Annotated in this window: 20 protein-coding genes; 12 read left to right on the top strand and 8 right to left on the bottom strand. The window is 73.5% G+C overall.

Annotation, left to right across the window (positions count from 1 at the left end; genetic code table 11):
- Positions 1-9: 9 nt before the first annotated feature.
- Both FB476_RS10475 and FB476_RS10470 read right to left on the bottom strand, forming a co-directional pair.
- Positions 10-1275 carry a CapA family protein gene (locus FB476_RS10475; protein WP_141818703.1) on the bottom strand — a complete coding sequence of 422 codons (1266 nt, stop codon included), beginning with the start codon at positions 1273-1275 and terminating at the stop codon, positions 10-12.
- A gap of 10 nt (positions 1276-1285) precedes the next feature.
- Positions 1286-3253, bottom strand: coding sequence for a thioredoxin domain-containing protein (locus tag FB476_RS10470; RefSeq protein ID WP_141818702.1), 1968 nt, complete (start codon positions 3251-3253; stop codon positions 1286-1288).
- 323 nt (positions 3254-3576) lie between these two features.
- Between FB476_RS10470 and FB476_RS10465 the strand changes: the two genes are divergently transcribed.
- Positions 3577-4560, top strand: coding sequence for a hypothetical protein (locus FB476_RS10465; RefSeq protein ID WP_141818701.1), 984 nt, complete (start codon positions 3577-3579; stop codon positions 4558-4560).
- Between the two features lie 202 nt (positions 4561-4762).
- Here the strand turns inward: FB476_RS10465 and FB476_RS10460 are convergent, their stop codons facing one another.
- Both FB476_RS10460 and FB476_RS10455 read right to left on the bottom strand, forming a co-directional pair.
- Entirely contained in the window at positions 4763-5728 is a 966-nt protein-coding gene (locus FB476_RS10460; protein WP_170233596.1) for an aminoglycoside phosphotransferase family protein, read from the bottom strand.
- Positions 5725-6735, bottom strand: a complete 1011-nt coding sequence (locus FB476_RS10455) for a DUF4439 domain-containing protein (RefSeq protein WP_170233595.1) — start codon at positions 6733-6735, stop codon at positions 5725-5727. Before FB476_RS10455 ends, FB476_RS10460 begins: the two co-directional genes overlap by 4 nt.
- 76 nt (positions 6736-6811) lie before the next feature.
- Here FB476_RS10455 and FB476_RS10450 point away from each other — a divergent pair, with 76 nt between their 5' ends.
- The 10 genes from FB476_RS10450 to FB476_RS10405 all read left to right on the top strand — a co-directional run bounded on the left by FB476_RS10450 (position 6812) and on the right by FB476_RS10405 (position 19450).
- On the top strand, positions 6812-7369 hold the full coding sequence (locus FB476_RS10450; protein WP_170233594.1) for a ribosome maturation factor RimP: 558 nt from the start codon (positions 6812-6814) through the stop codon (positions 7367-7369).
- A complete protein-coding gene (gene nusA, locus FB476_RS10445) occupies positions 7369-8400 on the top strand; it encodes a transcription termination factor NusA (protein ID WP_141818697.1) in 1032 nt (343 codons plus the stop codon). Before FB476_RS10450 ends, nusA begins: the two co-directional genes overlap by 1 nt.
- A 1-nt stretch (position 8401) precedes the next feature.
- The gene (locus tag FB476_RS10440) at positions 8402-8728 is read left to right on the top strand and encodes a YlxR family protein (RefSeq protein ID WP_337678349.1); all 327 of its coding nucleotides are present in this window, start codon (positions 8402-8404) and stop codon (positions 8726-8728) included.
- 192 nt (positions 8729-8920) lie between these two features.
- A complete protein-coding gene (infB, locus tag FB476_RS10435; RefSeq protein WP_141818695.1) occupies positions 8921-11830 on the top strand; it encodes a translation initiation factor IF-2 in 2910 nt (969 codons plus the stop codon).
- 114 nt (positions 11831-11944) lie between these two features.
- A complete protein-coding gene (gene rbfA, locus FB476_RS10430; protein ID WP_141820178.1) occupies positions 11945-12403 on the top strand; it encodes a 30S ribosome-binding factor RbfA in 459 nt (152 codons plus the stop codon).
- Positions 12390-13346, top strand: coding sequence for a tRNA pseudouridine(55) synthase TruB (gene truB, locus FB476_RS10425; RefSeq protein ID WP_141818694.1), 957 nt, complete (start codon positions 12390-12392; stop codon positions 13344-13346). Before rbfA ends, truB begins: the two co-directional genes overlap by 14 nt.
- 10 nt (positions 13347-13356) lie before the next feature.
- A complete protein-coding gene (locus tag FB476_RS10420; protein WP_141818693.1) occupies positions 13357-14319 on the top strand; it encodes a bifunctional riboflavin kinase/FAD synthetase in 963 nt (320 codons plus the stop codon).
- A gap of 18 nt (positions 14320-14337) precedes the next feature.
- Positions 14338-15540: a rod shape-determining protein RodA gene (rodA, locus tag FB476_RS10415; protein WP_238329660.1), complete on the top strand. Its 1203-nt coding sequence runs from the start codon at positions 14338-14340 to the stop codon at positions 15538-15540.
- Between the two features lie 2 nt (positions 15541-15542).
- Positions 15543-17399, top strand: coding sequence for an AMP-dependent synthetase/ligase (locus FB476_RS10410; protein WP_141818692.1), 1857 nt, complete (start codon positions 15543-15545; stop codon positions 17397-17399).
- An 83-nt stretch (positions 17400-17482) separates the two neighbouring features.
- On the top strand, positions 17483-19450 hold the full coding sequence (locus tag FB476_RS10405) for a TIGR03960 family B12-binding radical SAM protein (protein ID WP_141818691.1): 1968 nt from the start codon (positions 17483-17485) through the stop codon (positions 19448-19450).
- A gap of 3 nt (positions 19451-19453) precedes the next feature.
- Here FB476_RS10405 and FB476_RS10400 read toward each other — a convergent pair whose 3' ends face one another.
- The 4 genes from FB476_RS10400 to serC all read right to left on the bottom strand — a co-directional run bounded on the left by FB476_RS10400 (position 19454) and on the right by serC (position 23324).
- Complete coding sequence (locus tag FB476_RS10400) at positions 19454-20605, bottom strand: MFS transporter (protein WP_141818690.1); 1152 nt, start codon at positions 20603-20605, stop codon at positions 19454-19456.
- 139 nt (positions 20606-20744) lie between these two features.
- Positions 20745-20954, bottom strand: a complete 210-nt coding sequence (locus FB476_RS10395) for a dodecin (RefSeq protein ID WP_141818689.1) — start codon at positions 20952-20954, stop codon at positions 20745-20747.
- 92 nt (positions 20955-21046) lie between these two features.
- A complete protein-coding gene (locus FB476_RS10390) occupies positions 21047-22237 on the bottom strand; it encodes a phosphoglycerate dehydrogenase (RefSeq protein ID WP_141818688.1) in 1191 nt (396 codons plus the stop codon).
- A gap of 4 nt (positions 22238-22241) precedes the next feature.
- Positions 22242-23324 carry a 3-phosphoserine/phosphohydroxythreonine transaminase gene (serC, locus tag FB476_RS10385; protein WP_202876957.1) on the bottom strand — a complete coding sequence of 361 codons (1083 nt, stop codon included), beginning with the start codon at positions 23322-23324 and terminating at the stop codon, positions 22242-22244.
- Between the two features lie 150 nt (positions 23325-23474).
- Between serC and FB476_RS10380 the strand changes: the two genes are divergently transcribed.
- On the top strand, positions 23475-24236 hold the full coding sequence (locus tag FB476_RS10380) for a TIGR03936 family radical SAM-associated protein (RefSeq protein WP_141818687.1): 762 nt from the start codon (positions 23475-23477) through the stop codon (positions 24234-24236).
- Positions 24237-24350 lie beyond the last annotated feature (114 nt).

Genomic DNA, 24350 nt, shown 5'->3' with positions numbered 1-24350 from the left:
CGGCCCGACCTACGGGTGGACCGGGGTGGCCTCGCAGGTCCCCAGCGCGTCCACGGTGGCGGTCGTCCGCGCCCACGTCTCCGGATAGGTCTCCGGCGAGACCAGCCGCACGACGTGGGGGCCGGGCTGGGCGCCCGGGACGATCTCGACCCGGGTCGGCTGGTACTGCATCTGCGTCGTCACCGTCCCCGCCTCGTCGCGGCGCAGGGTGAAGGTGGCGACCATGCCCTCCTGGGTGGGGGCCGAGAGGTTGACGTTGGTGTCCGGCGACTGGTTGGACAGGAAGTTGCCCAGGCCGTAGGCGACGTGCTTGCCGTTGATGCGGTCGCACGGCTGGATGACGTGCACGTGGGTGCCCAGGATGAGGTCGACGTCATCCGACTCCAGCAGCGCGTGGGCCAGCTGCACCTGCTCGTCGAGCGGCTGGGCGTTGTACTCCCCGCCCCAGTGCATCGAGACGACGACGAAGTCGGCGCCCTCGTCGCGCGCCCGGGACGCCTGCTCGAGGATGCCCTCGGCGCCGAGGTTGGGCCAGGAGCTCTCGACCAGCCACGGGGCCTCGCCCGGGACGTCGGTCGTCGGCCCGCCCGCGTTGGGGTAGGTGTAGGTGTAGGCCAGGTGGGCGACGCGCGCGGTCGCGCCCTCGCTCGTCGGGACCTCGTAGACCTCGGCCTTCCCGGCACGGTCCTCGTGCGCCGTCGGCCCGGCATAGCCCAGCCCCGCGTCGCGCAGCACCTGCTCGGTCGCCTCCACGCCCGCGATGCCGCGGTCCATGGTGTGGTTGGAGGCGAAGTCGCAGCCGTCCACCCCCGCACCCTTGAGCGCGTCGACGATCTGGTGCGGGGTGTTGAACGACAACGTGTCGGGGATCGACAGGTTGGTGTTGTCGGGGGAGACCGGGGTCTCCATGTGGCACAGGGCGAGGTCGGCCGCGGAGATCAGCGGCCCCACGTCGACGAACATCGGCGTGTAGTCGTAGGCGCCCTCGACGCCGCCGGCGTAGGCGTTGGCGGTGAGGTTGAGCCGCGAGTGGGCCAGGATGTCGCCGGTCGCGGCCAGCGTGATCTCGAGGGGGCCCTCCGCGGGCTCCGGCTCGGCGGGCTCCTCGGTCTCCCCGTCCGTCGGCTCCTGCGGCGCGGGGGCCGCGGTGCCGTCGCCGCCCGACGAGCCGTCCGCCGGCGGGGCGGTGGCGTCCGGCACGTCGCCCCCGCCGCACCCGGTCAGCAGCAGGGCGCCGGCCGCAGCCAGGCTGGTCGCAGCTCTCCTCGTCCGCATGCCGCCGAGACTAGCCCTCGGACGGGGCCGCCCCGTCGAGGTGTCCCGGCAGGTCGCCCGGCCGGGTGGTCGGCAAACCGCACACGGTGCCGCGGCAGACCACGGCGCTGCGACCGCCCTCGACGGGCAGGTCCGCGTCGCCGTCGACGACCAGCGTCCCGACCGGGGTATGCCGTGCCGCCCGGCCGAGGGGGTCGTCCCCGTCGGCGGGGGAGAGGCGCACGAGCGTGGGTCCGGCCACCAGCTCCTCGGCGGCCGTGAGGGCCCAGCCGGCGAAGCGGGGCGCCTGGCGGGCGAGCGACGCCATACCCTCCAGGGCGGTGCCGGCCAGCCCCAGCGAGGTCGGGTCGGCGGCCTGCGCACCGTGGCGCGCGAAGGCCAGGGCGAGCGCGCTGACGCCGCCCGGCTCGGCGTTGTCGCCCTCGGCGCGCGGGGTCAGCACGAGCTGCTCGGCGTCCGAGCCGGTGGCGCGGAAGGTGCCGTCCGGCTCGCCGAAGAGGTCCACCGCCGCGTCCAGCAGCCGGCCGGCCTCCTGGAGCCAGGCGGGGTCGCCGGTCGCGCGGTGCAGGGCGAGCAGCCCGTCGGCGAGGTTGCCGTGGTCCTCGGCCACCCCGAGCGCGGCGCCCACGCGACCGTCGCGCGAGCTGCGGCGCAGGCGGCCGTCGACGACGTGCTCGCGGAGCAGGAACCGGGCGCAGCGGGCGGCGACGTCGACCCAGTCGGGCTCGGAGAAGGTCCACCCGGCCGTGGCGAGCGAGGAGACGAGGAGGCCGTTCCAGGCCGTGATCACCTTGTCGTCGCGGCCCGGCTGGGGCCGGAGCGTGCGGTGGAGGAGCAGCCGCTCGCGGACGCCGCGCCACCAGTCGGGGTCGCCGGGGTCGCTGCGCAGCTGCAGCGTCGAGGCGCCGTGCTCGAAGGTGCCCGTGGGGGTGACCCCGAGCAGCTCGGCCGCGCGCTTGCCGTCGTCGTCGCCGAGGGCGTGGCGCAGCTGGTCGGGCGTCCAGACGTAGGTCAAGCCCTCGACGCCGTCGGTGTCGGCGTCCAGCGAGCTGGCGAAGGCCTCCTGCTCGGTCCACATCTCCTGCAGCAGCCACTCCACGGTCTCGCGGACCACCCGCTCGGCCCACGGGCGGGCGGTCGCGTCGGCCCGGGCCAGGTCGGCGTAGACGCCGAGCAGGAGGGCGTTGTCGTAGAGCATCTTCTCGAAGTGGGGAACGACCCAGGAGCGGTCGACGGCATACCGGGCGAAGCCCCCGCCGAGCTGGTCGTAGAGGCCCGACCGCGCCATCCCCTCGCAGGTGTCGCGCACCATGGCCAGGGCGGTCGCGTCGCCGGTGCGGCCGGCGTGGCGCAGCAGGAAGGCCAGCACCAGGTGGGGCGGGAACTTGGGGGCGCCGCCGAAACCGCCCCACTGGTGGTCGTACTCCCGGGCCAGGGCGGCGACCGCGGCCGACAGGTCCTCCTCGGTGAGCGCCGGGCCACGGGCGCCGCGCCCGGTCGCCTCCTTCAGCGCGGCGACCACCTGCGTCCCGCCCTCGACGAGCCGCGCGCGGTCCTGACGCCAGGTGGCGGAGGCAGCCGTCAGCAGCTGCAGGAACGACTCGCGCGGAAGGTAGGTCCCGGCCCAGAAGGGCTCGCCCTCGGGCGTGAGCAGGCAGGTCATCGGCCAGCCGCCGTGACCGGTGAGGGCCGTGACCGCCGCCATGTAGACCGCGTCGACGTCCGGACGCTCCTCGCGGTCGACCTTCACCGCGACGAACCCGTCGTTGGCCAGGCGGGCGACCTCCTCGTCCTCGAAGGACTCGTGGGCCATGACGTGGCACCAGTGGCAGGCGGCGTAGCCCACCGAGAGCAGCACCGGCACGTCGCGCCGCCGCGCCTCGGCGAAGGCGTCCTCGCCCCACTCCCACCAGTCGACCGGGTTGTCGGCGTGCTGCTGCAGGTAGGGCGAGGTGCTGGCGGCCAGGCGGTTGGGCATGCCTCCCACGCTACGGGCCGCCGGCGGCCCTCGCGGTCCGAGGCAGCGGGGCTATGCCGTGCCGCGGCTCAGCCCCGGGTTAGCCGGCCTCAGCATCGGCTCGACCGGCAGCTCGCCACCCCGCCAACCCCCACGCTCCGACCCCACCACCCCACGGGCCGGCGTGTCGTGCACATCGACAAGGTGTCCTGCGGCGTGTCGGTCGCCCTGGCGACCATCCTGCACAGCGTGTGCGATCCACATCGGCACGCACCGGGCCGATCTCGTCCCCAGGCCGTCGCCACGAGGCGGTGGAGCGGAACGAGGCGCGGGACCCTCTCGCGATGCGCACCGGTCCGCCCGTCTTCCCCGATCACCCCGACCAGCACGGCCTCGCCACCCGCGCCCAGCTCCTGATGGCCGGCTTCACGAGATCCGCGGTCCGCAACGCCGCCCGGCGGGACTGGCAGCAGGTCAGGCCGGGTGTCTTCGCGCCGCACCGGGGGCCGCTGGAACCAGAGGTGCGTCTCGCGGGGGCGGCCCTGTGGGCGGGTCCGCCTGCCGTGCTGTCCGGGACGATCGCGCTCAGGCAGCACGGCCTGACGGGGGCACGCACCGACGAGGCGCTCTTCCTGGTGCCGACGACCCACCGCAGTCGCCAGGAGGGACGCGTGCGCGCGGTGCGGACGGGGCGGCCTGTCCGGGTTGCCTTGCATGCAGGGTGCATCGCGGTGACCAACGTCGAAAGGGCGCTGGTGGATGCCGCCATCTACCAGGGGGGTGCGGACCTGACGGCCCTCACGATCGCGGCGCTGCAACGCCGGCTCACGACGAGCGACCGGCTCGAGGCGGAGCTCGCAGCGGCCCCACGTCGCGGCACCCGCCCGGTCCGCCAGGGGCTGGCGACCTTCGTCAGGGGAGCGTGGAGCATGCCGGAAGGAGCGCTGGCCGATCTCGTCGAGGATGACCCCGACCTCCCTCCCATGCTGCTCAACGTGCCGCTCCTCACCACCGACGGCGCGTGCCTCATCGGGACCCCGGACGGCTTCTTCCCGGCTGCGGGCGTCGCGGTGCAGGTCCACTCCCGGCAGTTCCACAGCGGCTACGACGACGAGGGCACCGACCTGTGGAGCCTCACGGTCGAGGGCGACGGCGCCTACCCCGAGCACGACGTCATCTGCCTGGGGGTCACGCCGTGGTCGATCCATCGTCGACCGGAGGCCACGCTGGCGCGGATCCGGACGGTCGTGCTGCGCAACGTCGGCCGCGCCTACGGTCCCGTCCGGGTCGGGGACGAGGTCGTCGGCAGCGTGGGCGAGACGGGGTGACCCGGCGTGGCGTGTGCACGATGGTCGCCAGGGCGACCGACACGCCGCAGGACACCTCGTCGATGTGCGCGACACGCCGGGCAGGAAGCAGAGGCCGCTGGCGTGATCGGCGGCGCGCGTGATGAGCGCCGACGGGCGGCGGCGTGCACGCGGGGGAGGCTCCCGGGCGGCGCCTGACAGCGGGGTATGCCGTGCGCCGCGGTCAGCCGCGCTGCATCGCCTTGACGATGGCGACGGAGCGGGTGACCTCCTCGGCCACGTCGTCGCGGCCGGCGCGGATCGACCGGAGGGCGTTGTCGGCGACGCGGACGATCGTCATCGCCCGGGCCCGGTCGGGGTCGAGGCCGGCGGCGCCGCAGATCAGCTCGACGCGGAACGAGAGGTGGGAGCGCAGGTCGGGCGCGGCGAGGGCCCCCGACCAGCGGTTCCAGATCGCGGGGGCCACGGCCCAGTGCGGGTCGCCGGCCACCGTCTTGGGGTCGATGGCCACCCACTCGCCTGGCTGCGGGCGCCACAGCACGTTGGCGTGGTGCAGGTCGGTGTGGACCAGCCGCTCGTCGAGCCCTCCGTCGCCGACGAGGCCGGAGGCGAGCGAGGCGGCCTGCTGGAGCATGCGTCGCGGGAAGCGGTGGGCCACGTCCGCGTCGGTGGCGGCCGCGGCCAGCCGGTCCGCCTGGCGGGCGAGCTGCTCCGAGAGCGGGGGCGCCCACGGCGAGGCGGGCCGGTCGAGGCGGGCCAGGAGCTGCCCGAGGGCCTCGGACGCGTCGAGCATGCTCACGGTGGTGAGGTCGCGCTCGGCGTCGAGGCGCTCGAGCAGGAGGGTGCCCGAGGCCGGGTCGGCGGCCAGCAGCTCCACGGCACCGCGACCACGCCAGGCGCGCAGGGCCAGGTGCTCGGTGTCGGACTCGACGTGGGGCCAGCCGATCTTGAGGACGCCGGCGTCGCCGCGGGGGCGGCGCACCGGCACGACGAGCGCCGTGAAGCCCCACCGCAGCGGGGCCTGCCCGTCACGGGTGAGGCTCCAGCGGTCGAGGGCCTCGTCGACCAGGCCCGGCAGCCGGCGCAGCCAGGTCTCCCCGTCGACCCGTCCGGGCCGGTCGTCGTCCGGCCGGTGCTGGGCGACGGTCGCCACGAAGGCGGGCGGCAGCTCGGCCGCGGAGAAGGTCACGGCAACGTCATACCGGGGAAGGGCTGCGTCCGCCCGCCGAGCCGGGCGAGCCAGACCGTGGCGTCGGAGACGACCTGCACGACGCCCGAGAGCTGGGCGAGGTCGCCGGGGACCCGCTGGGCGGCGTCGAGCGCGGCGGGGGCCAGGTCGGCGACGAGGGCGCGGGCGAGCTCGCGGCGCTCCTCGACGGACTCGAGCGGCTCGGGCAGGTCGTAGCCGAGCGGGGCGACGGGTGCGGCGGCACCGGCCAGCGTCGACAGCTGGCGGGTCAGGCCCTGGAGCGGCTCCAGCACGGCCTCGTAGGCAGCGCGCTCGTCGCTGCCCGCCGCGCTGCGGGCGGCGACCACCTCGAGCCCGAAGACGGCGGGTCGTGCGGCCGCCAGGACCGGCACGGCCGCCGCACCGGCGGGCCCGCCCATCGGCTCCCACTCGACCCGGGCCCCCAGACGGGCGGCCGAGGCGACGTGCTGGGCGGTGAGCGAGGCGAGCAGCAGCAGGTTGGCCGGCGTGGCCGTGGACAGCTCCCGGCAGGCCTCGGTGCGGTCGGCCCGCAGCACCCGGCCGAGGTCCGACGCCTTGGGCGCGTCGGCCGTCGGCGAGGACGTGGCGTCCGAGGGGTCCGCCGTCGCGGAGGAGGTGTCCGCGGCACGGGTCACCGCGGGCCGGTCGGCGAGCTCCGGCAGCGGGACGCCGCCGAGCGTGACGAGCAGCTCCAGGCGCTCCTGCTGCGCCCGCCAGAGCCGGTCGAGGTCCTTGGCCACCGAGCTGGAGCCGGTGCCCACCGCCTCGAGCCCCAGCCGGTAGCCGTGCAGCCGCTGCCGGGCCGAGATGAGCAGCGCCGTGTCGGCGGGCCAGGTGGCCGGGTCGTCGGGCTCGACCCCGTCGGTCGGGGAGACCCGGTCGGCGGGCGTGTCCTCGCACGCGGCGAGGACCAGGGCCCCGCCGGTGAGCGCCGCGGCGCGGAGGAGGGCACGACGGGACACGGGAGGCGGCATGACGGGGTCCATGGTTGACGGTAGGGTAGTCGCTTCCGGACCGGTGGTCGGGCGCCCCGTGCTGCCTGCCGCCGGCACACAGCAGAAGATGGCAGGGAGGCACCCGATGGACGCCCGGGCACGTACCGAGACGATCAGCCGCCAGGTCTCCGAGGCGCTCGCCGGCAGCGGCGTCGTCGTCGACGACGTCACGGTGCAGCCTGCCGGACGCCGCCGCCTGGTCCGCGTCTTCCTGGCCCGTGACGTCTCCGGGCTCCCGCCCGAGGACACCACCAGCCGCGTCGAGCCGCTGAGCCTCGACGAGATCGCCGAGGCCACGCGCACCGTGTCCGCCGAGCTGGACGGCTCCGAGGTGATGGGGGAGGCCCCCTACACGCTCGAGGTGAGCTCGCCCGGCCTGGACCGCCCGCTGCTGACCCGTGACCACTTCCGGCGCAACGTCGGACGCCTGCTCACGGTCGTGCTCGCCGCCGAGGGCGCCGGCACGACCACCGGCCGGCTCGCCGAGGTGCGCGCCGACGGCATACGCCTGATCCCCGACGGGGACGCCGCAGGGGACGGCGACGGCCTTGACCTCCCCTGGGAAGGACTGACCCGGGCGACCGTCCAGGTCGAGTTCTCCCGACCCGACGGAAAGGACCTGTGATGGACATCGACATGGCGGCGCTGCGGCTCTTGGAGCGCGAGCGCGAGATCCCCATGGACATCATCGTCGAGGCGATCGAGCAGGCCCTGCTGTCGGCCTACCAGAAGGTGGAGGGCCACTACCGGCACGCCCGCGTCGAGCTCGACCGCAAGAGCGGCCACGTGACGGTGTGGGCGCGCGAGGACGCCCCGACCCTCGAGGACGGCTCGCGCGGGGAGCCCGGCCCCGAGTTCGACGACACCCCAGAGGGCTTCGGTCGTGTCGCGGCGGCGACCGCCCGCCAGGTGATCACGCAGCGGATGCGCGAGCTCGAGGACGACGCCGTGCTGGGCGACTTCCGCGCCCGGGAGGGCGACATCGCCTCCGGCATCATCCAGCAGTCCAACGACCCCCGCTTCGTGCTCGTCGACTTCGGCACGGTCGAGGGCGAGCTGCCCACCGCCGAGCAGGTGCCGGGCGAGCGCTACGAGCACGGGCAGCGCATCCGCTGCTACGTCGTCAGTGCCAAGCGCGGCCCGCGCGGCCCCCAGATCATGCTGTCGCGCACGCACCCCAACCTGGTGCGCCGGCTCTTCGCCCTGGAGGTCCCGGAGATCGCCGACGGCAGCGTCGAGATCGCGGCGATCGCCCGCGAGGCCGGGCACCGGACGAAGATCGCCGTGCACGCCAAGGTGCCCGGCGTCAACGCCAAGGGCGCCTGCATCGGCCCGATGGGCCAGCGCGTCCGCGCCGTCATGGCCGAGCTGCAGGGCGAGAAGATCGACATCGTCGACTACAGCGAGGACCCCGAGGAGTTCGTGGCCTCCGCGCTGTCGCCCGCGAAGGTCCAGTCGGCCCGCATCGTCGACCAGCGCACCCGCCAGGTGCGGGTCGTCGTGCCGGACTACCAGCTGTCGCTGGCCATCGGCCGCGAGGGGCAGAACGCCCGTCTCGCGCACCGACTGACCGGCTGGAAGATCGACATCCGCGCGGACACCGAGGAGCAGCAGGCCGACGCGCCGCAGGACGGCCCGGACACCGCGAGCGTGTAGAGTGGGGGGCGATGCCCGTCGCTGCACCGTGCCCTCCGACACTGGGTCGCACCGTTCTCCGGTGCGCACCTGCGTGGGGTGCAGGCGCAGGGACGGCCAAGATGTACTGCTGCGTGTCGTCGCGCTCGGAGACCCCGGCACCACCCGGTGGCGGCTGGTCCCCGACGAGCGGCGACGTGCTCCCGGCCGGGGTGCCTACGTGCACCTCGATCCCGAGTGCCTGCAGACCGCGATCGCACGACGTGCGTTCGGCCGAGCGCTCCGCCTCCCGGCGGGGTCGGAGGTCGACGCCACGGCGGTGCAGGACCGGGTGCAGCAGCGGTCGTGACACGGCCTGCTCGCCTGAGCAGTCCGACGTAAGGGCGGGCCCGACAGGGCCTGTCATCGAGTAACCGGAAGCGGGTTTGACGCTGATGAGCACCCGATGAGTACTCAGCGATGAGCACCCACCAGCACTAGTCGCGGCTGTGCCCTGAGAGAGGGCCCGGTCGTGGCGCAACCTTCAAGGAGACACCACACCGTGGCCAAACTCAGGGTCTACGAGCTCGCCAAGGAGCTCGGGGTAGAGAGCAAGGAATTGCTCGCCCACCTGAAGGCGCAGGGAGAGTTCGTGAGGTCGGCGTCGTCGACCATCGAGCCCCCCGTCGTCCGCAAGATTCGCGAGAACCCCCCGCCCGCCGCCACCTCGGCGTCGAAGGGCGAGGGCGGCAAGGACGGCGCGTCCGGCAAGCCCGCGCGCCCGTCCACCTCCGGCTCGTCGGCCAAGCCCGGCGCGCCCACCCCCGGTCCGCGACCGGCCCCCCAGCAGGAGCGCCCCGCGCCCCAGCAGGAGCGTCCGGCCGCCGAGCGTCCGGCTCCCAGCCGTCCCGGCTCCGAGCAGGCCCGTCCGGCCGAGACCGCTCCCGCCAAGGAGTCCGAGTCGCGTCCGGCCGCCGAGGCCCCGCGCCCCGGCTCCCGGCCCGCGCCGACGCCGGGCGACCCCCGCAGCCGCAAGCCCGCGGCCGAGGGGCGCGCCCCGTCCGACGCGGCCCCCGGTCCCCGTCCGGCCCGTCCGGGCGCCAAGCCCGGTCCGCGTCCCGGCAACAACCCGTTCTCCTCGAGCCAGGGCATGGGCCAGACCCGTGACCGTCGAGGCGGCGGCGCCGACCGCGGTGAGCGTGGCGAGCGTGGCGGCGGCGCCCCGCGTCCCGGCAACAACCCCTTCGCGCCCAGCCAGGGCATGCCCCGCCCCGGTGGCACCCGTGGTGCCGGTGCGGCAGGCCCCGGCGGCCCGCGTCCGGGCGGTCCCCGTCCGGCCCCGCGTCCCGGTGGCGTGCGCCCGAACCCCGGCATGATGCCCGAGCGGGCCTCCGTGCCCCGTCCGGGCGAGCGCCCGGCCCGTCCGGCCGGCGGTCGCGGTCGTCCCGGTGGCGGCCCCGGTGGTGGCCCCGGTGCTGGTGCCGGCGGCGGTTTCCGCGGCGGCCCCGGTGGTCGTGGCGGCGGTCCCCGCGGTCGCGGTGGCACGGCCGGTGCGTTCGGTCGTGGCGGTGGCAAGGTCCGTGGGCGGAAGTCGAAGCGGGCCAAGCGCCAGGAGTTCGAGGCGATGCAGGCGCCCGCCATCGGCGGCGTCAACGTCCCTCGGGGCAACGGCCAGGTCATCCAGGTGCGCCGCGGCGCGTCGCTGACCGACTTCGCCGACAAGATCAACGTCGACCCCGCGTCGCTGGTGACGGTGCTCTTCCACCTCGGTGAGATGGCGACCGCGACCCAGTCGCTCGACGAGGACACCTTCGCGGTGCTCGGCGCCGAGCTGGGCTACGACATCCGCGTCGTCTCCCCCGAGGAGGAGGAGCGCGAGCTGCTCAGCGCCTTCGGGCTCGACCTGGAGGCCGAGGCCGAGGCGGAGTCCGACGAGGACCTGCAGCCGCGTCCCCCGGTCGTCACGGTCATGGGTCACGTCGACCACGGCAAGACCCGCCTGCTCGACGCCATCCGGCGCTCGGACGTGGGCGGTGGCGAGGCCGGCGGCATCACCCAGCACATCGGTGCCTACCAGGTCCGGACCGAGCACGAGGGCGTCGAGCGCGCGATCACCTTCATCGACACCCCGGGTCACGAGGCGTTCACCGCCATGCGTGCCCGTGGTGCCAAGGTGACCGACATCGCGATCCTCGTGGTCGCCGCCGACGACGGCGTCATGCCGCAGACGGTGGAGGCGCTCAACCACGCCCAGGCGGCCGACGTGCCGATCGTGGTCGCGGTCAACAAGATCGACGTCGAGGGTGCCAACCCCGCGAAGATCCGCCAGCAGCTGACCGAGTACGGCCTGATCGCCGAGGAGTACGGCGGCGAGACCATGTTCGTCGACGTCTCGGCCAAGCAGGGCCAGAACATCGACGCGCTGCTCGACGCCGTCCTGCTCACCGCCGACGCGGCGCTCGACCTGCGGGCCAACCCCGACAAGGACGCGCGCGGTGTGGCCATCGAGGCCAACCTGGACAAGGGCCGCGGCCCGGTCGCGACCGTCCTCGTCCAGCAGGGCACCCTGCGGGTCGGCGACGCCATCGTCACCGGCGCCAGCCACGGCCGCGTCCGCGCCCTGCTCGACGAGCACGGCAACAACGTGTCCGAGGCGGGCCCGTCCCGTCCCGTGCAGGTCCTCGGTCTGGACTCGGTGGCCCGGGCGGGCGACACCTTCGTGGTGGCGCCCGACGACCGGACCGCCCGTCAGATCGCCGAGAAGCGCGAGGCTGCCGACCGGCAGGCCGCGCTGGCCAAGTCGCGCAAGCGGATCAGCCTCGAGGACCTCAACCAGGCCCTCGCCCAGGGCAAGGTCGAGACCCTCAACCTCATCCTCAAGGGCGACGTGTCCGGTTCGGTCGAGGCGCTGGAGGACGCGCTGCTCCAGATCGACGTGGGCGACGAGGTCGACCTGCGGATCATCGACCGCGGCGTCGGTGCGATCACGATGAACAACATCAACCTCGCCGTCGCCTCCGACGCCATCATCCTGGGCTTCAACGTCCGGGCCGAGGGCCAGAACGCGGACTACGCCGAGAAGGAGGGCGTCGAGATCCGCTACTACTCGGTGATCTACCAGGCCATCGAGGACATCGAGAACGCCCTCAAGGGCATGCTCAAGCCCGAGTACGAAGAGGTCGAGACCGGCACGGCCGAGATCCGCGAGATCTTCCGCAGCTCCAAGTTCGGCAACGTCGCGGGCTGCCTCGTCCGCAGCGGCACGATCACCCGTGGTGCGAAGGCCCGGATCACCCGTCAGGGCGTCGTCGTCACCGAGAACCTCGAGGTGGCCGGTCTGCGCCGGTTCAAGGACGACGTGACCGAGGTCCGCGAGGGCTACGAGTGCGGCATCAACCTGGGGTCGTTCAACGACCTCCAGATCGATGACGTCATCACCACCTACGAGATGCGCGAGATCCCGCGCACCTGACCCCCACCGGGTCGCCGTCGGACCGGCCTCGCCCTCGGGCGGGGCCGGTCCGCGCGTCCGGACCACGTCCCTAGGATGGGAACCGCTCCCGTCCCCGACAGCCAGGAGGCCGCCATGGTCGACAACGCCCGAGCCCGCCGGATCGCCGAGCGGATCAAGCAGCTGGTGACCCAGGGGCTGTCGCAGGTCGTCAAGGACGAGCGCGTCGGTTTCGTCACCATCACCGACGTGCGCGTGACCGGCGACCTCCAGCACGCCAGCGTCTTCTACACCGTCCTCGGCACCGACGAGGACCGGACCACCGCCGCCGAGGTGCTCGAGGAGTACCGCGGCCGGCTGCGCTCCTTCGTCGGCAAGGGCCTCGGCATCCGGCTCACCCCGACCCTGGAGTTCCTCCTCGACGCCCTGCCCGAGGACGCCCAGCACCTCGACGAGCTGCTGCGCGAGGTCGCCCGCCGCGACGCCGAGCTCGCCGCGGCCCGCGCGGCCGCCGGCTACGCCGGTGACGAGGACCCCTACCGCAAGCCCCGCACCGACGACGAGGACGACGCGGACGCGGATGACCGCGACTGACGCGCCCGTCGGCGACGGCCTGCTCGTCGTCGACAAGCCCGCCGGCTGGACCAGCCACGACGTGGTCGGACGCGCCCGGCGGCTCTGCCGCACCCGCCGCGTCGGCCACGCGGGCACCCTCGACCCGATGGCCACGGGCGTGCTCGTGCTCGGCGTCAACAAGGGCACCAAGCTGCTCACCTTCCTGGTCGGCCACGACAAGGGGTATGCCGCCACCGTGCGGCTCGGGCAGAGCACGTTGACCGACGACGCCGAGGGCGAGGTCACCGGTGGCGCCGACGCGTCGCGGGTGACCGACGAGCAGGTGCGCGAGGCCGTCGCCGGCCTGACCGGCGACATCGCCCAGGTGCCCAGTGCCGTCAGCGCCATCAAGGTGGACGGCAAGCGGTCCTACGCCCGCGTGCGCTCCGGCGAGGACGTCGAGCTGGCCGCCCGTCCCGTCACCGTGAGCCGCTTCGACGTACTCGCCGTCCGCCGGCCGGGGGAGCCCGGTCCCGACGGCGAGCCGCTGCCCGACGGCGTCCTCGACCTGGACGTCGAGGTCGACGTCTCCTCCGGCACCTACGTCCGGGCCCTGGCCCGAGACCTGGGCGCGGCCCTCGGGGTCGGCGGGCACCTGACCGCGCTGCGCCGCACCCGCGTCGGCGGGCTCACCCTCGATCACGCCGTGCCCCTCGAGCAGCTGGATCCCGAGACGGGACCCGGCCCCACGGCATACCTCGTCGACCTCGCGGACGCCGCCCGCGCCGCCCTCCCGGCCCGCGAGCTCACCGAGGAGGAGGCGCGCGCGCTCGGCTACGGCCAGCGCGTGGACTCCGGCGAGCCCGGGCGCACCGGCCCGGTCGCCGCCTTCGGCCCCGACGGCAGGCTCGTGGCGATCCTGGACGAGAGCCGCCGCACGGCCCGCCCCCACGTGGTCCTCGCCCCGGCCGGCGCGAAGTAGAGTGACGCGCGTGCATCGCTGGAGCAGTCTGGACGACGTCCCCGCCGACCTCGGCCCGACGGTCGCCACGCTGGGCAACTTCGACGGGGTGCACCGGGGCCACCGCGCCGTCATCGAGACCGTGACCCGGATCGGCGCCGAGCGCGGGCTGGCGTCCGTGGCCGTCACCTTCGACCCCCACCCCGTCGCCGTGCTGCACCCCGAGCGCGCGCCCGCGGCGATCGCCAGCCTGGAGCACCGGCTCGACCTGCTCGAGGAGCTCGGCCTGGACGGCGTCGTCGTCATCGAGTTCACCCGTGAGTACGCCCGGCTCACCCCCGAGGACTTCGTCCGCGAGACCTTCGTCGAGGGTCTGCGCTCGCAGGTCGTCGTCGTGGGGGAGGACACCCGCTTCGGGCTGCACAACTCCGGCGACATCACCACGATGCGGCAGCTCGGCGAGCGCCACGGCTTCGAGGTCGTCGTGCAGGGCACGGTGGGCGACCACCTGACCGACGGCCTGCGCAGCTGGTCCTCCAGCGCGCTGCGGGTCGCCATCGCCGAGGGCAACATGCGCCTGGCCGCCGACATCCTCGACCGGCCTCACCGCGTCTCCGGGGTGGTCGTGCACGGGCACAAGAGGGGCCGCGAGCTCGGCTACCCGACGGCCAACCTCTCCTCCGACAGCGAGGGGCTGGTGCCCGCCGACGGCGTCTACGCCGGCTGGCTGGAGCGTCCGTCGCTGCCCGAGGACCACCCCGACCGGCGGTTGCCGGCGGCGATCTCCGTGGGCACCAACCCGACCTTCGACGACGTGGTCCGGCGCACCGTCGAGGCCTACGTGCTCGACCGGACGGACCTCGACCTCTACGGCGAGCAGGTCCGGGTCGACTTCGTGCAGCGCCTGCGCGACAACCTGCGCTTCGACTCGATCGAGGCGCTGCTGGAGCAGATGGCCACGGACGTCGACCGCACGCGCGAGCTGCTCGGCTGACCGGCCGGGGGCGGCACCGTGCTCGGCACCAGGACCTCGCTCGCCCCACGGCCCCTGCGGGCCCGTTACGCCCGCACCGACTGGGGCCTCTTCGTCGCCGCGGCCGGCCTGTCCCTCATGGGGGCCCTGCTGGTGTGGTCGGCGACCCACCGCGAGGTGGGCGCGGCGCTGGCCGTCCGCCACCTGGTCAACGCCGCGGTCGGCTGCGCGGGGGCCGTGGCCCTGGTCGCGGTCGACGTGCGTCGGCTGCGCGCCGCCGCCCCGTGGATCTACCTCGCGGGGGTGGCCGGGCTGGTCCTGGTCCTGACCCCGGTGGGGCAGACCGTCAACGGCTCCCGCTCCTGGCTCTTCCTGCCCGGCGGCTTCTCGCTGCAGCCGGCCGAGCTGGCCAAGATCGGCCTCGTCATCGGCCTGGCGATGATCCTGGCCGAGGGGCGTGACCCCCTGCGGCCGCCCCGCTGGCGGGACGTGCTCCTGGCCTGGGCGCTCGCGGCCGTCCCCGTGGGCCTGATCCTGCTGCAGCCCGACCTCGGCAGCGCGCTGGTCCTGGGCATGCTCACGGTCGGGGTGGTCGCCGCCTCGGGTGCCGCCTTCCGCTGGACCGGTGCCGCCCTCCTCGCCACGGTCGCGGCGGTGGTCGCCGCGGTCCGGGTGCCGCTGCTCGACCCCTACCAGCTGGACCGGCTGCTGGCCTTCCGCGACCCGTCCCTGGACCCCGAGGGCATCGGCTACCAGACCCGGCAGGTGCGGCTCGCGATCGGCTCGGGCGGGTGGTCGGGCACCGGCCTCGGGGAGGGCCCGGTGACCCAGGGCGGCTTCGTGCCCTACCAGGAGACCGACTTCGTCTTCTCCGTCGTGGGGGAGGAGCTCGGCTTCCTCGGCGCGTCCGGGCTGCTGCTGCTCCTGGGCTTCCTGGTCGTCCGGGCGCTGCTCGTGGCGCTGCGCTGCGAGGACCCCTTCGGCCGGCTGGTCGCCGTCGGCGTGGCCGCGTGGTTCGCCTTCCAGGTCTTCGAGAACGTCGGCATGAACCTCGGCCTCATGCCGGTCACCGGCCTGCCCCTGCCGTTCCTCTCCTACGGCGGGTCGTCGATGCTCGCGTGCTGGCTGGCCGTGGGCCTGCTGGCCTCCGCGCAGCAGGATCGCGCAGGTACTTGGCCTGGGGTGGTCGACCTGAGAGGATCTGGGCACCCTGTGCAGGGGAGAACGCGACGAAGGAGTTGACGATGGGCATGTCCGCCACCGACGAGAAGGTCGACCGGAGCCGGATCGAGAACCGGGCGCCGAGCGTGGCCCACATGTTCCGCGAACGGGTGGTCGCGCTGCCCGACGGCGAGGCCTTCCGTCACCCGGTGGGGGAGGAGTGGCACTCACTGACGTGGAGCGAGACCCGTGACCGCGCCTACGCCCTCGCGGCCGGGCTGATCGACCTGGGGGTGGCGGCCGAGGAGCGGGTGGCCGTCATGTCCAACACCCGGCTGGAGTGGGTGCTGGCGGACCTGGCCGTCATGTGCGCGGGGGCGGCGACGACCACGATCTACCCGACGACCATCCACGACGACGTCGCCTACATCCTGGCCGACTCCGGGAGCCGCGTGGTCATCGCGGAGGAGGCCGAGCAGGTCGAGACCCTGCGCTCGCACCGTGGCGAGCTGCCCGACCTGCTCAAGGTCGTGGTCATCGACGGCGAGGGCGACGGCGACTGGGTGATCTCCTGGGCCGAGCTGGAGGAGCGCGGCCGGGCCCGGCTGGCCGCCGAGCCGGGGCTGGTCGACGCCCGGATCGACGCGCTCACCCCCGACCACCTGGCGACGATCATCTACACCTCGGGCACCACCGGGCGCCCCAAGGGCGTGCGCCTGCCCCACTCCGCCTGGACCTACGAGGCCGCCGCGGTCGACGCGATCGGCATCCTCGGCCAGGACGACCTGCAGTACCTCTGGCTGCCGCTGGCGCACGTCTTCGGCAAGGTGCTGCTGGCCCTGCCGCTGCAGATCGGATTCCCCACCGCCGTCGACGGCCGGGTCGACAAGATCGTCGAGAACGTCGGCGTCGTCCAGCCGACCTTCATGGGCGCCGCTCCGCGCATCTTCGAGAAGGCCTACGGCAAGATCACGACGATGATGCACGCCGAGGGCGGCGTGAAGGCCAAGCTCTTCGACTGGGCGGCCGGCGTGGGCACCGAGGTGGGGCGCATCCGCGCCGCGGGCGGCGAGCCCGGCGGCCTGCTCGCGGTCAAGTACCGCCTGGCCGACAAGCTCGTGCTCTCCAAGATCCGCGCGCGCTTCGGCGGCCGCGTCCGCTTCTTCATCTCGGGCTCCGCGGCGCTCAACCAGGACGTCGCGCGCTGGTTCGACGCGATGGGGCTGCTCATCCTCGAGGGCTACGGCCTGACCGAGAGCAGCGCGGCCTCCTTCGTCAACCGGCCGTTCGCGGGCGGCTACAAGTTCGGCTCCGTGGGCTGGCCGCTGCCGGGCACCGAGGTGCGGATCGCCGAGGACGGCGAGATCCTGCTGCGGGGCCCCGGGATCACGCCGGGCTACCACCAGCTCCCCGACCAGACCGCCGAGGCCTTCACCGAGGACGGCTGGTTCGCCACGGGTGACATCGGCGAGGTCGACGAGCACGGCTTCCTGACGATCACCGACCGCAAGAAGGACCTGTTCAAGACCTCGGGCGGCAAGTACGTCGCCCCGTCGATGATCGAGTCGATGTTCAAGGGCATCTGCCCCTACGCCAGCCAGCTCGTCATCGAGGGCGACGGGCGCAAGTTCGTCTCCGCGATCGTCACCCTCGACCCCGAGGCCATCACGGCCTGGGCGGCGCGCAACGGCATGGCCGGCGACTCCTACAGCCAGATCGTCACCTCGCAGGCCTGCCGCGAGATGGTCCAGGGCTACATCGACGAGCTCAACTCCAAGCTCAACCGGTGGGAGCAGATCAAGGCCTTCCACATCCTCGACCACGACCTGAGCATCGAGAGCGGTGACCTCACGCCGAGCATGAAGCTCAAGCGCAAGGCCGTCACCACCAAGTACAAGGACGCCCTGGACGAGTTCTACGTCGAGAACGACACCGTCTGACGGCCCGCCCGTATCCGTCCCCGCCGGCCGCCGCGGCGGGGACGGATTCGTCGTGACCCCGGGGCACTGCATACCCTGGACGCATGTCCGTCGTGCAGTCGTCCACCCGCGTCCGCGAGCCCGGTGCCTCCCTGCTGGCCGAGCTCGAGCCGCTGCTGGAGCAGGTCTCCAAGCCCGTGCAGTACGTCGGCGGCGAGCTCAACAGCCAGGTCAAGGACTGGAACTGCGGGGGTGAGCACACCGCCCGCTGGGCGCTGATGTACCCCGACGCCTACGAGGTCGGTCTGCCCAACCAGGGCGTCATGATCCTCTACGAAGTGCTCAACGAGCAGCCGGACGTGCTCGCCGAGCGCACCTACTCGGTGTGGCCGGACCTCGAGGCGCTCATGCGCGAGCACGGCGTGCCGCAGTTCACCGTCGACGGCCACCGCGCGGTCGGCGACTTCGACGTGCTCGGCCTGAGCTTCTCCACCGAGCTGGGCTACACCAACATGCTCACCGCGCTGGACCTCGCCGGCATACCGCTGCACGCCGCCGACCGCGGCGAGGAGCACCCGATCGTCCTCGCCGGCGGACACGCGAGCTTCAACCCCGAGCCGGTCGCGGACTTCCTCGACGCCACCATCGTCGGCGACGGCGAGGAGGCGGTGCTCCTCACCTCGCGGATCATCAACGCGTGGAAGGCCGCCGGGCGCCCCGACGGCCGCGAGGGTCTCCTGCTGGAGCTCGCGCGCACCGGTGGGGTCTACGTCCCGGCCTTCTACGACGTCGAGTACCTGCCGGACGGCCGCATCCAGCGCGTCGTGCCCAACCGTCCGGGGGTGCCGTGGCGGGTCTCCAAGCACACCGTCATGGACCTCGACGCCTGGCCCTACCCCAAGCAGCCGCTCGTCCCCGTCACCGAGAGCGTGCACGAGCGCATGAGCGTGGAGATCTTCCGCGGATGCACCCGGGGCTGCCGCTTCTGCCAGGCCGGCATGATCACCCGCCCCGTGCGCGAGCGCTCCATCACCGGCATCGGCGAGATGGTCCAGCGGGGCCTCGAGGCGACCGGCCTCGACGAGGTCGGCCTGCTGTCGCTCTCGTCCGCCGACCACTCCGAGATCGCCGAGATCACCAAGGGCCTGGCCGACCGCTACGAGGGCACCAACACCGGCCTCTCGCTGCCCTCGACCCGCGTCGACGCGTTCAACATCGACCTCGCCAACGAGCTGACCCGCAACGGCAGGCGCTCCGGGCTGACCTTCGCACCCGAGGGCGGCAGCGAGCGGATGCGCAAGGTCATCAACAAGATGGTGACCGAGGAGGACCTCATCCGGACCGTAGCGGCCGCCTACGCCGCGGGCTGGCGCCAGGTCAAGCTCTACTTCATGTGCGGGCTCCCCACGGAGACCGACGAGGACGTGCTGGCGATCGCCGACCTGGCCAAGAAGGTCATCGACACCGGCCGCGAGGTCTCCGGCCGCCGCGACATCCGCTGCACCGTCTCGATCGGCGGGTTCGTGCCCAAGCCGCACACCCCCTTCCAGTGGGCCGCACAGCTCGGTGCCGACGAGACCGACGCCCGGCTCGCCAAGCTGCGCGACGCCATCCGCGCCGACCGTCGCTACGGCTCGGCCATCGGATTCCGCTACCACGACGGCAAGCCCGGCATCGTCGAGGGCCTGCTCTCGCGCGGCGACCGGCGCCTCGGCGCCGTCATCGAGCAGGTATGGCGTGACGGCGGCCGGTTCGACGGGTGGAACGAGCACTTCTCCTACGAGCGGTGGATGACGGCGGCCGAGCGCGCGCTGGCCGACCAGCCCGTCGACGTGGCCTGGTACACCACCCGCGAGCGCGGCGAGCACGAGGTGCTGCCGTGGGACCACATCGACTCCGGGCTCGACAAGGAGTGGCTGTGGGAGGACTGGCTGGACGCGCTCGAGGAGCGTGAGGTCGAGGACTGCCGCTGGACCCCGTGCTTCGACTGCGGCGTCTGCCCGCAGATGAACACCGAGATCCAGATCGGCCCGACCGGCAAGACGCTGCTGCCGCTCACCGTCGTCCGCTGAGGCTCACCCCGGCGGTGCCCGCCACGCGGTGAGCGTGGCGGGCACCGCCAGCAGCAGCGCGACCCCGGCCACGACGACGGACAGGTCCGCGACGAGGGTGCCCAGCCCGACGAGGGCGAGGGTGACCAGGAAGCCGACCTCGGCGGTCAGTGCCGCCACCGAGGTGACCGTGGCGCGGGCGTCGCCCGACATGGTCGCCTGCAGCCGGATGTCGCCGGCGACGTAGGCACTGCTCACCACCGCGTAGCCGGCGCCCAGAGCGACGAAGCTCCACGGCCCGCTCCCCGCGGTCCAGGCACCTGCCGCGAGCAGGAGCGTGCCGGTGAGCACGAGACCCGCGTGGGCGCGTCCCTCGAGCCGGGCGACCCGGTCGGCGAGCCAGGTCCCGACCGCCTCGGCCAGCACGACGCCCGCCATCACCCAGGCGATCACCCCGACCGACGTGCCGCCGTCGGCCAGCACGAGGTTGAAGAACTCGTCGAGCCCCACGACGGCGACGACCGTCGTGTAGGCCAGGAGCACTCGACGCACCGCAGGTGCGGCCACGGCCTCGCCCAGCCCGGACCGCAGGGCGGAGAGCCAGGCCTGCACCGAGACCGGTTCCGGCTCGGGCAGGTCCTCGGCCGCGACGTCGTCCGGGCCGGGAGGCTCGGCGCGGGCCGCGCGGGGCAGCGAGAGCGCCACGAGCAGGTGCACCAGCGTGACGCCGACGCTCACCCAGCCGACGAGCTCGAAGCCGCCGATCCGGTGCAGGGGAGCGGCGGCCGCGATCGCGACCGCCATCGTCAGCACGCCGGCCGTCTCTGCGCGCGAGCGGACCAGCCCGTAGCGGTGCTCCCGGCCGACGGCGGCCAGCTCGTCGTAGAGGAAGGCCTCGAAGGTGCCGGACTTCATCGCGTCCGAGAGCGACCACAGCACGAAGCCCGCGACGAAGCCGGCGTAGCTGGGCACCAGCAGCCAGCAGGTGAACGCCGCCGTGTAGACGACGCCCGCCGCCACGAGGAGCCGGCGCCGGTCGAGCACGTCGGCCCACGCCCCGGAGGGCACCTCGAGCACGAAGGCGGAGACCGACCACACCGCGAGCATGGTGGTGATCTGGGCGGCGTCCAGTCCCCGGTCGGCGAAGAACAGGGCGTAGACGCCGAAGAGCGGCATCGCCTCGTGCGTGGCACGGTAGGCGACCGCCCGACGTTCGACGGAGGTTCAAGCCTCCCCGGCGGGGAAGACCCGTCGACGCCGCGGCGCGGGGTCGGGGCCGGGCCCGGACCCGGGGACGGTGCGGCTCACCGGCGACCTACCGCTCGACCCGGAAGCCGACCTTGAGGGCCACCTGCCAGTCGGCGACGGCGCCGTCGACCAGGTGCCCCCGGATCTCGGTGACCTCGAACCAGTCGAGGTTGCGCACCGAGCGGGCGGTGGTGTCGATGGCGTTGGTGATCGCCGCCTCCAGCCCGTCGGGAGAGGTCCCGACGATCTCCGAGACGCTGTAGACGTGGTTGCTCATCCTCGACCTCCTCGGCGGGGCCGGGGCCGACCCCTGCCTGGCACCCTAGCCCGGGAGCGGGCGGGCGTGCAGGGGTCGGCCGGACGAGGTGGTCAGGCCTCGATCTTGCGGGCCCGGATGATGCCCTCGATCGCCAGGATCTCCTGCTTGAGCTCGTCGCGGACCTCGCCCTCGACGTCGACCAGGGTGTAGGCGTAGTCGCCCCGGGACTTGTTGGTGAACTCGGAGACGTTGAGGCCCGCGGCGGCGAGGGCCGCGGTGATCTGGCCGATCATGTTGGGCTTGTTCTCGTTGAAGATGCCGAGCCGGGTGGTGCCCGGGGTGCGGGTCATCACGACGTCCGGGAAGTTGACCGCGTTGCGGATGTTGCCGTTGAGCAGGTAGTCCGCGAGCTGGTCGACCGCCATGACCGCGCAGTTGTCCTCGGCCTCGCCGGTCGACGCGCCCAGATGGGGGAGCGCGATGACCTTGGGGTGCACGGCACCGGCCTCGGTCGGGAAGTCGTTGACGTAGGAGTGCAGGTGGCCCGAGTCCAGGGCGGCGATCACCGCGGCCTCGTCGACGACCCCGCCCCGCGCGAAGTTGAGCACGACGCCGCCCTGCGGCATGAGGGCGATCCGCTCCGCGTTGATCATGCCCCTGGTGCCGTCCACGAGCGGGACGTGCAGCGTGACCATGTCCGAGCGCGAGAGCAGCTCCTCGACGGAGGAGACCTGCTCGACGTTCGGGGACAGCTGCCAGGCGGCCTTGATCGTGACGTTCGGGTCGTAGCCGAGCACCTTCAGACCCAGCGACTGCGCCGCGTTGGCGACCAGCACGCCGATGGCGCCGAGGCCGATGACGCCGAGGGTCTTGCCCGGCAGCTCGAATCCGGCGAACTGCTTCTTGCCCGCCTCGACCTGCTTCTCCAGGTCGGCGCCGGACAGGCCCTGCACCGCGACGAGGTCCCTCGTGTAGTCGGCCGCGTGGTAGAGGTTGCGGGCCGCGAGCAGCATGCCCGCGATGACGAGCTCCTTCACCGCGTTGGCGTTGGCGCCGGGGGTGTTGAAGACCGGGATGCCCCTGGCCGCGAGGCGGTCGACCGGGATGTTGTTGGTGCCGGCGCCGGCGCGCGCGACGGCGTAGAGGCTCGGGGGCAGCTCGACGGAGTGCAGGTCGGCGGAGCGCAGCAGGATCGCGCGGGGGCTGTCGATGTCGGTGCCGACGTCGAAGACCGAGCGGTCGAGACGCTGCAGGCCGACCGGCGAGATCGCGTTGAGGGTCTGGATGGGGAAGGTCGTCATGGGGTCAGCCGTTCTGCTTCTCGAAGTCGGTCATGAAGTCGACGAGGGCCTGGACACCCTCGAGCGGCATGGCGTTGTAGAGGCTCGCGCGCATGCCGCCCACGCTGCGGTGCCCGCCGAGCCCGGACAGACCGGCCTCGGCCGCCTGCGCCACGAATGGCTTCTCCAGGGCAGGGTCCGGGACGAGGAAGGGGACGTTCATCCAGGAGCGGGCCGCGGGGGCGACGGGGTTGGAGTAGAAGTCGGAGGCGTCGATCGCGCCGTAGAGCAGCTCGGCCTTGGCGCGGTTGCGCTCGGCCATGGACTCCAGGCCGCCCTGCTGCTCGACCCACTCCAGCACCAGGCCGACGAGGTACCAGGCCAGGGTCGGCGGGGTGTTGAGCATCGAGTCGGCCTCGGCCATCGCGGACCAGTCCAGCACCGAGGGGGTCTCCGGCCGGGCCTGGCCCAGCAGGTCCTTGCGCACCACGACGAGCGTGAGCCCGGCGGGGCCGAGGTTCTTCTGGGCGCCGGCGTAGATGACGCCGAACTTCGAGACGTCCAGCGGCCGGGACAGGATCGTGGAGCTGGCGTCGGTGACCAGCGGCACGTCGACCTGCGGCACGTAGGGGAACTCGACGCCGCCGATGGTCTCGTTGAGGGTGTAGTGCAGGTAGGCGGCGCCCTCGGGCACCTCGAGGCTGCCCTCGGCCGGCACGGTGGCGTAGTTGGAGGCCTTCTCGTCCGCGACGACCTGGACGTCGAGGTACTTCCGGCCCTCGGCGATCGCCTTCTTGCTCCAGGAGCCGGTGCTGACGTAGGCCGCGCTCGCGCCGGCGGGCGTCAGGTTCAGCGGCACCGCCGCGAACTGGCCGGTCGCGCCACCCTGGAGGAAGAGCACCGCGTAGTCGTCCGGCACCCCGAGCAGGGAACGCAGCCGGGCCTCGGCCTCGGCGGCGATGGAGACGAACTCCTTGCTCCGGTGGGACATCTCCATCACCGACATGCCGGAACCTCGCCAGTCGAGGAGCTCGGACTGCGCGCGCTCGAGAACCTCGAGGGGCATGGTGGCCGGGCCGGCGGAGAAGTTGTAGACGCGCACAGTCATCCTCGGGTGTGTCGGGGCGACCGCAGCGCTCGCTGGCCCGCGGCCGCGGGTTCTCAGCGTTGAGCTTGCTGGGCCCCACCGTACCGCGTGGAGCCGGACCCGCCGTACCGGCCCCCGGGCGCCTCCGTCCGGCGGCTACCCTTCCTCCTCATGGCCGGATCCCGTCGTGTCCCCGAAGGACCAGCTCCCGACCCCGCCGTCCAGCGGCTGCGCGTGCGCTACGCCAAGCGCGGGCGTATGCGGTTCAGCTCCACCCGGGACTTCCAGCGGGCCCTCGAGCGCGCCGTCCGCAGGGCCGGCCTGCCGGTCGCCTACTCGGCCGGCTTCCACCCCCACCCCAAGATCTCCTACGCCAACGCCGCTCCCACGGGGACCGCCAGCGAGGCGGAGTACGTCGAGATCTCGGTGACCCGGCAGCTCGACCCGGCCACGGTCGCCCCCCTCCTGGACGAGTCGCTGCCCGACGGGCTCGACGTGCTGGAGGTGTCCGACGCCGCCGACCTGCCCGGTGCGCTCGCCGACCACCTGCAGGGCAGCCTGTGGGCGCTGCGCTTCCGCGCCGGGGAGGACGGGCCCGGGCCCGCCGCGGTGCCGGCCGCGGTCGCGGCGCTGCTCGCCGCCGAGGAGGTCGCGGTCTCCCGGATGATGAAGAAGGGCCCCCGGGACCTGGACGTCCGCGGTGCGGTCCTGCATCTGGAGGTGGCCCCGGCGCCCGTGCCCGAGGTGCCGGTCGCCGAGGGCGACGTCGTCGTGCTCGCCAGCGTGCGTCATACCACCCCCACGGTGCGGCCGGAGGAGATCTGGACGGCCCTGCGGCAGGTGTCGGGGGCCGATCTCCCACGGCCCGTCAGCACCCGGCTGCGGCAGGGCCCGATCGTGGACGGACGCGTCGCGGAGACGCTCCTCGGCTGAGCCCTTCTGCCCGGCGTGCGCCCGTCCGGGGCCGCGCTGTGCGATACTCGCAGTGGACGGGCGGTCGAGCCACACCGCCGCCCGGCCCGGTGCGAGTCCCCTCGCTGTGCGGCA

The organism is Ornithinimicrobium humiphilum (assembly GCF_006716885.1).
Taxonomy (GTDB): domain Bacteria; phylum Actinomycetota; class Actinomycetes; order Actinomycetales; family Dermatophilaceae; genus Ornithinicoccus; species Ornithinicoccus humiphilus.
Note: the sequence above shows the minus strand (reverse complement) of the source record. Positions and strands in the feature narration are given on the sequence as shown.

Bases quoted from the DNA above. Each gene is read 5' to 3' on its own strand.
- FB476_RS10400 (WP_141818690.1), bottom strand. From the start codon at position 20,605: ATGCCGCTCTTCGGCGTCTACGCCCTGTTCTTCGCCGACCGGGGACTG.
- nusA (WP_141818697.1), top strand. From the start codon at position 7,369: ATGGACATCGACATGGCGGCGCTGCGGCTCTTGGAGCGCGAGCGCGAG.
- FB476_RS10395 (WP_141818689.1), bottom strand. From the start codon at position 20,954: ATGAGCAACCACGTCTACAGCGTCTCGGAGATCGTCGGGACCTCTCCC.
- FB476_RS10380 (WP_141818687.1), top strand. From the start codon at position 23,475: ATGGCCGGATCCCGTCGTGTCCCCGAAGGACCAGCTCCCGACCCCGCC.
- truB (WP_141818694.1), top strand. From the start codon at position 12,390: ATGACCGCGACTGACGCGCCCGTCGGCGACGGCCTGCTCGTCGTCGAC.
- FB476_RS10450 (WP_170233594.1), top strand. From the start codon at position 6,812: ATGGCAGGGAGGCACCCGATGGACGCCCGGGCACGTACCGAGACGATC.
- FB476_RS10410 (WP_141818692.1), top strand. From the start codon at position 15,543: ATGGGCATGTCCGCCACCGACGAGAAGGTCGACCGGAGCCGGATCGAG.
- FB476_RS10475 (WP_141818703.1), bottom strand. From the start codon at position 1,275: ATGCGGACGAGGAGAGCTGCGACCAGCCTGGCTGCGGCCGGCGCCCTG.
- FB476_RS10465 (WP_141818701.1), top strand. From the start codon at position 3,577: ATGCGCACCGGTCCGCCCGTCTTCCCCGATCACCCCGACCAGCACGGC.
- rbfA (WP_141820178.1), top strand. From the start codon at position 11,945: ATGGTCGACAACGCCCGAGCCCGCCGGATCGCCGAGCGGATCAAGCAG.
- FB476_RS10405 (WP_141818691.1), top strand. From the start codon at position 17,483: ATGTCCGTCGTGCAGTCGTCCACCCGCGTCCGCGAGCCCGGTGCCTCC.
- FB476_RS10390 (WP_141818688.1), bottom strand. From the start codon at position 22,237: ATGACGACCTTCCCCATCCAGACCCTCAACGCGATCTCGCCGGTCGGC.
- serC (WP_202876957.1), bottom strand. From the start codon at position 23,324: ATGACTGTGCGCGTCTACAACTTCTCCGCCGGCCCGGCCACCATGCCC.
- FB476_RS10455 (WP_170233595.1), bottom strand. From the start codon at position 6,735: ATGGACCCCGTCATGCCGCCTCCCGTGTCCCGTCGTGCCCTCCTCCGC.
- FB476_RS10470 (WP_141818702.1), bottom strand. From the start codon at position 3,253: ATGCCCAACCGCCTGGCCGCCAGCACCTCGCCCTACCTGCAGCAGCAC.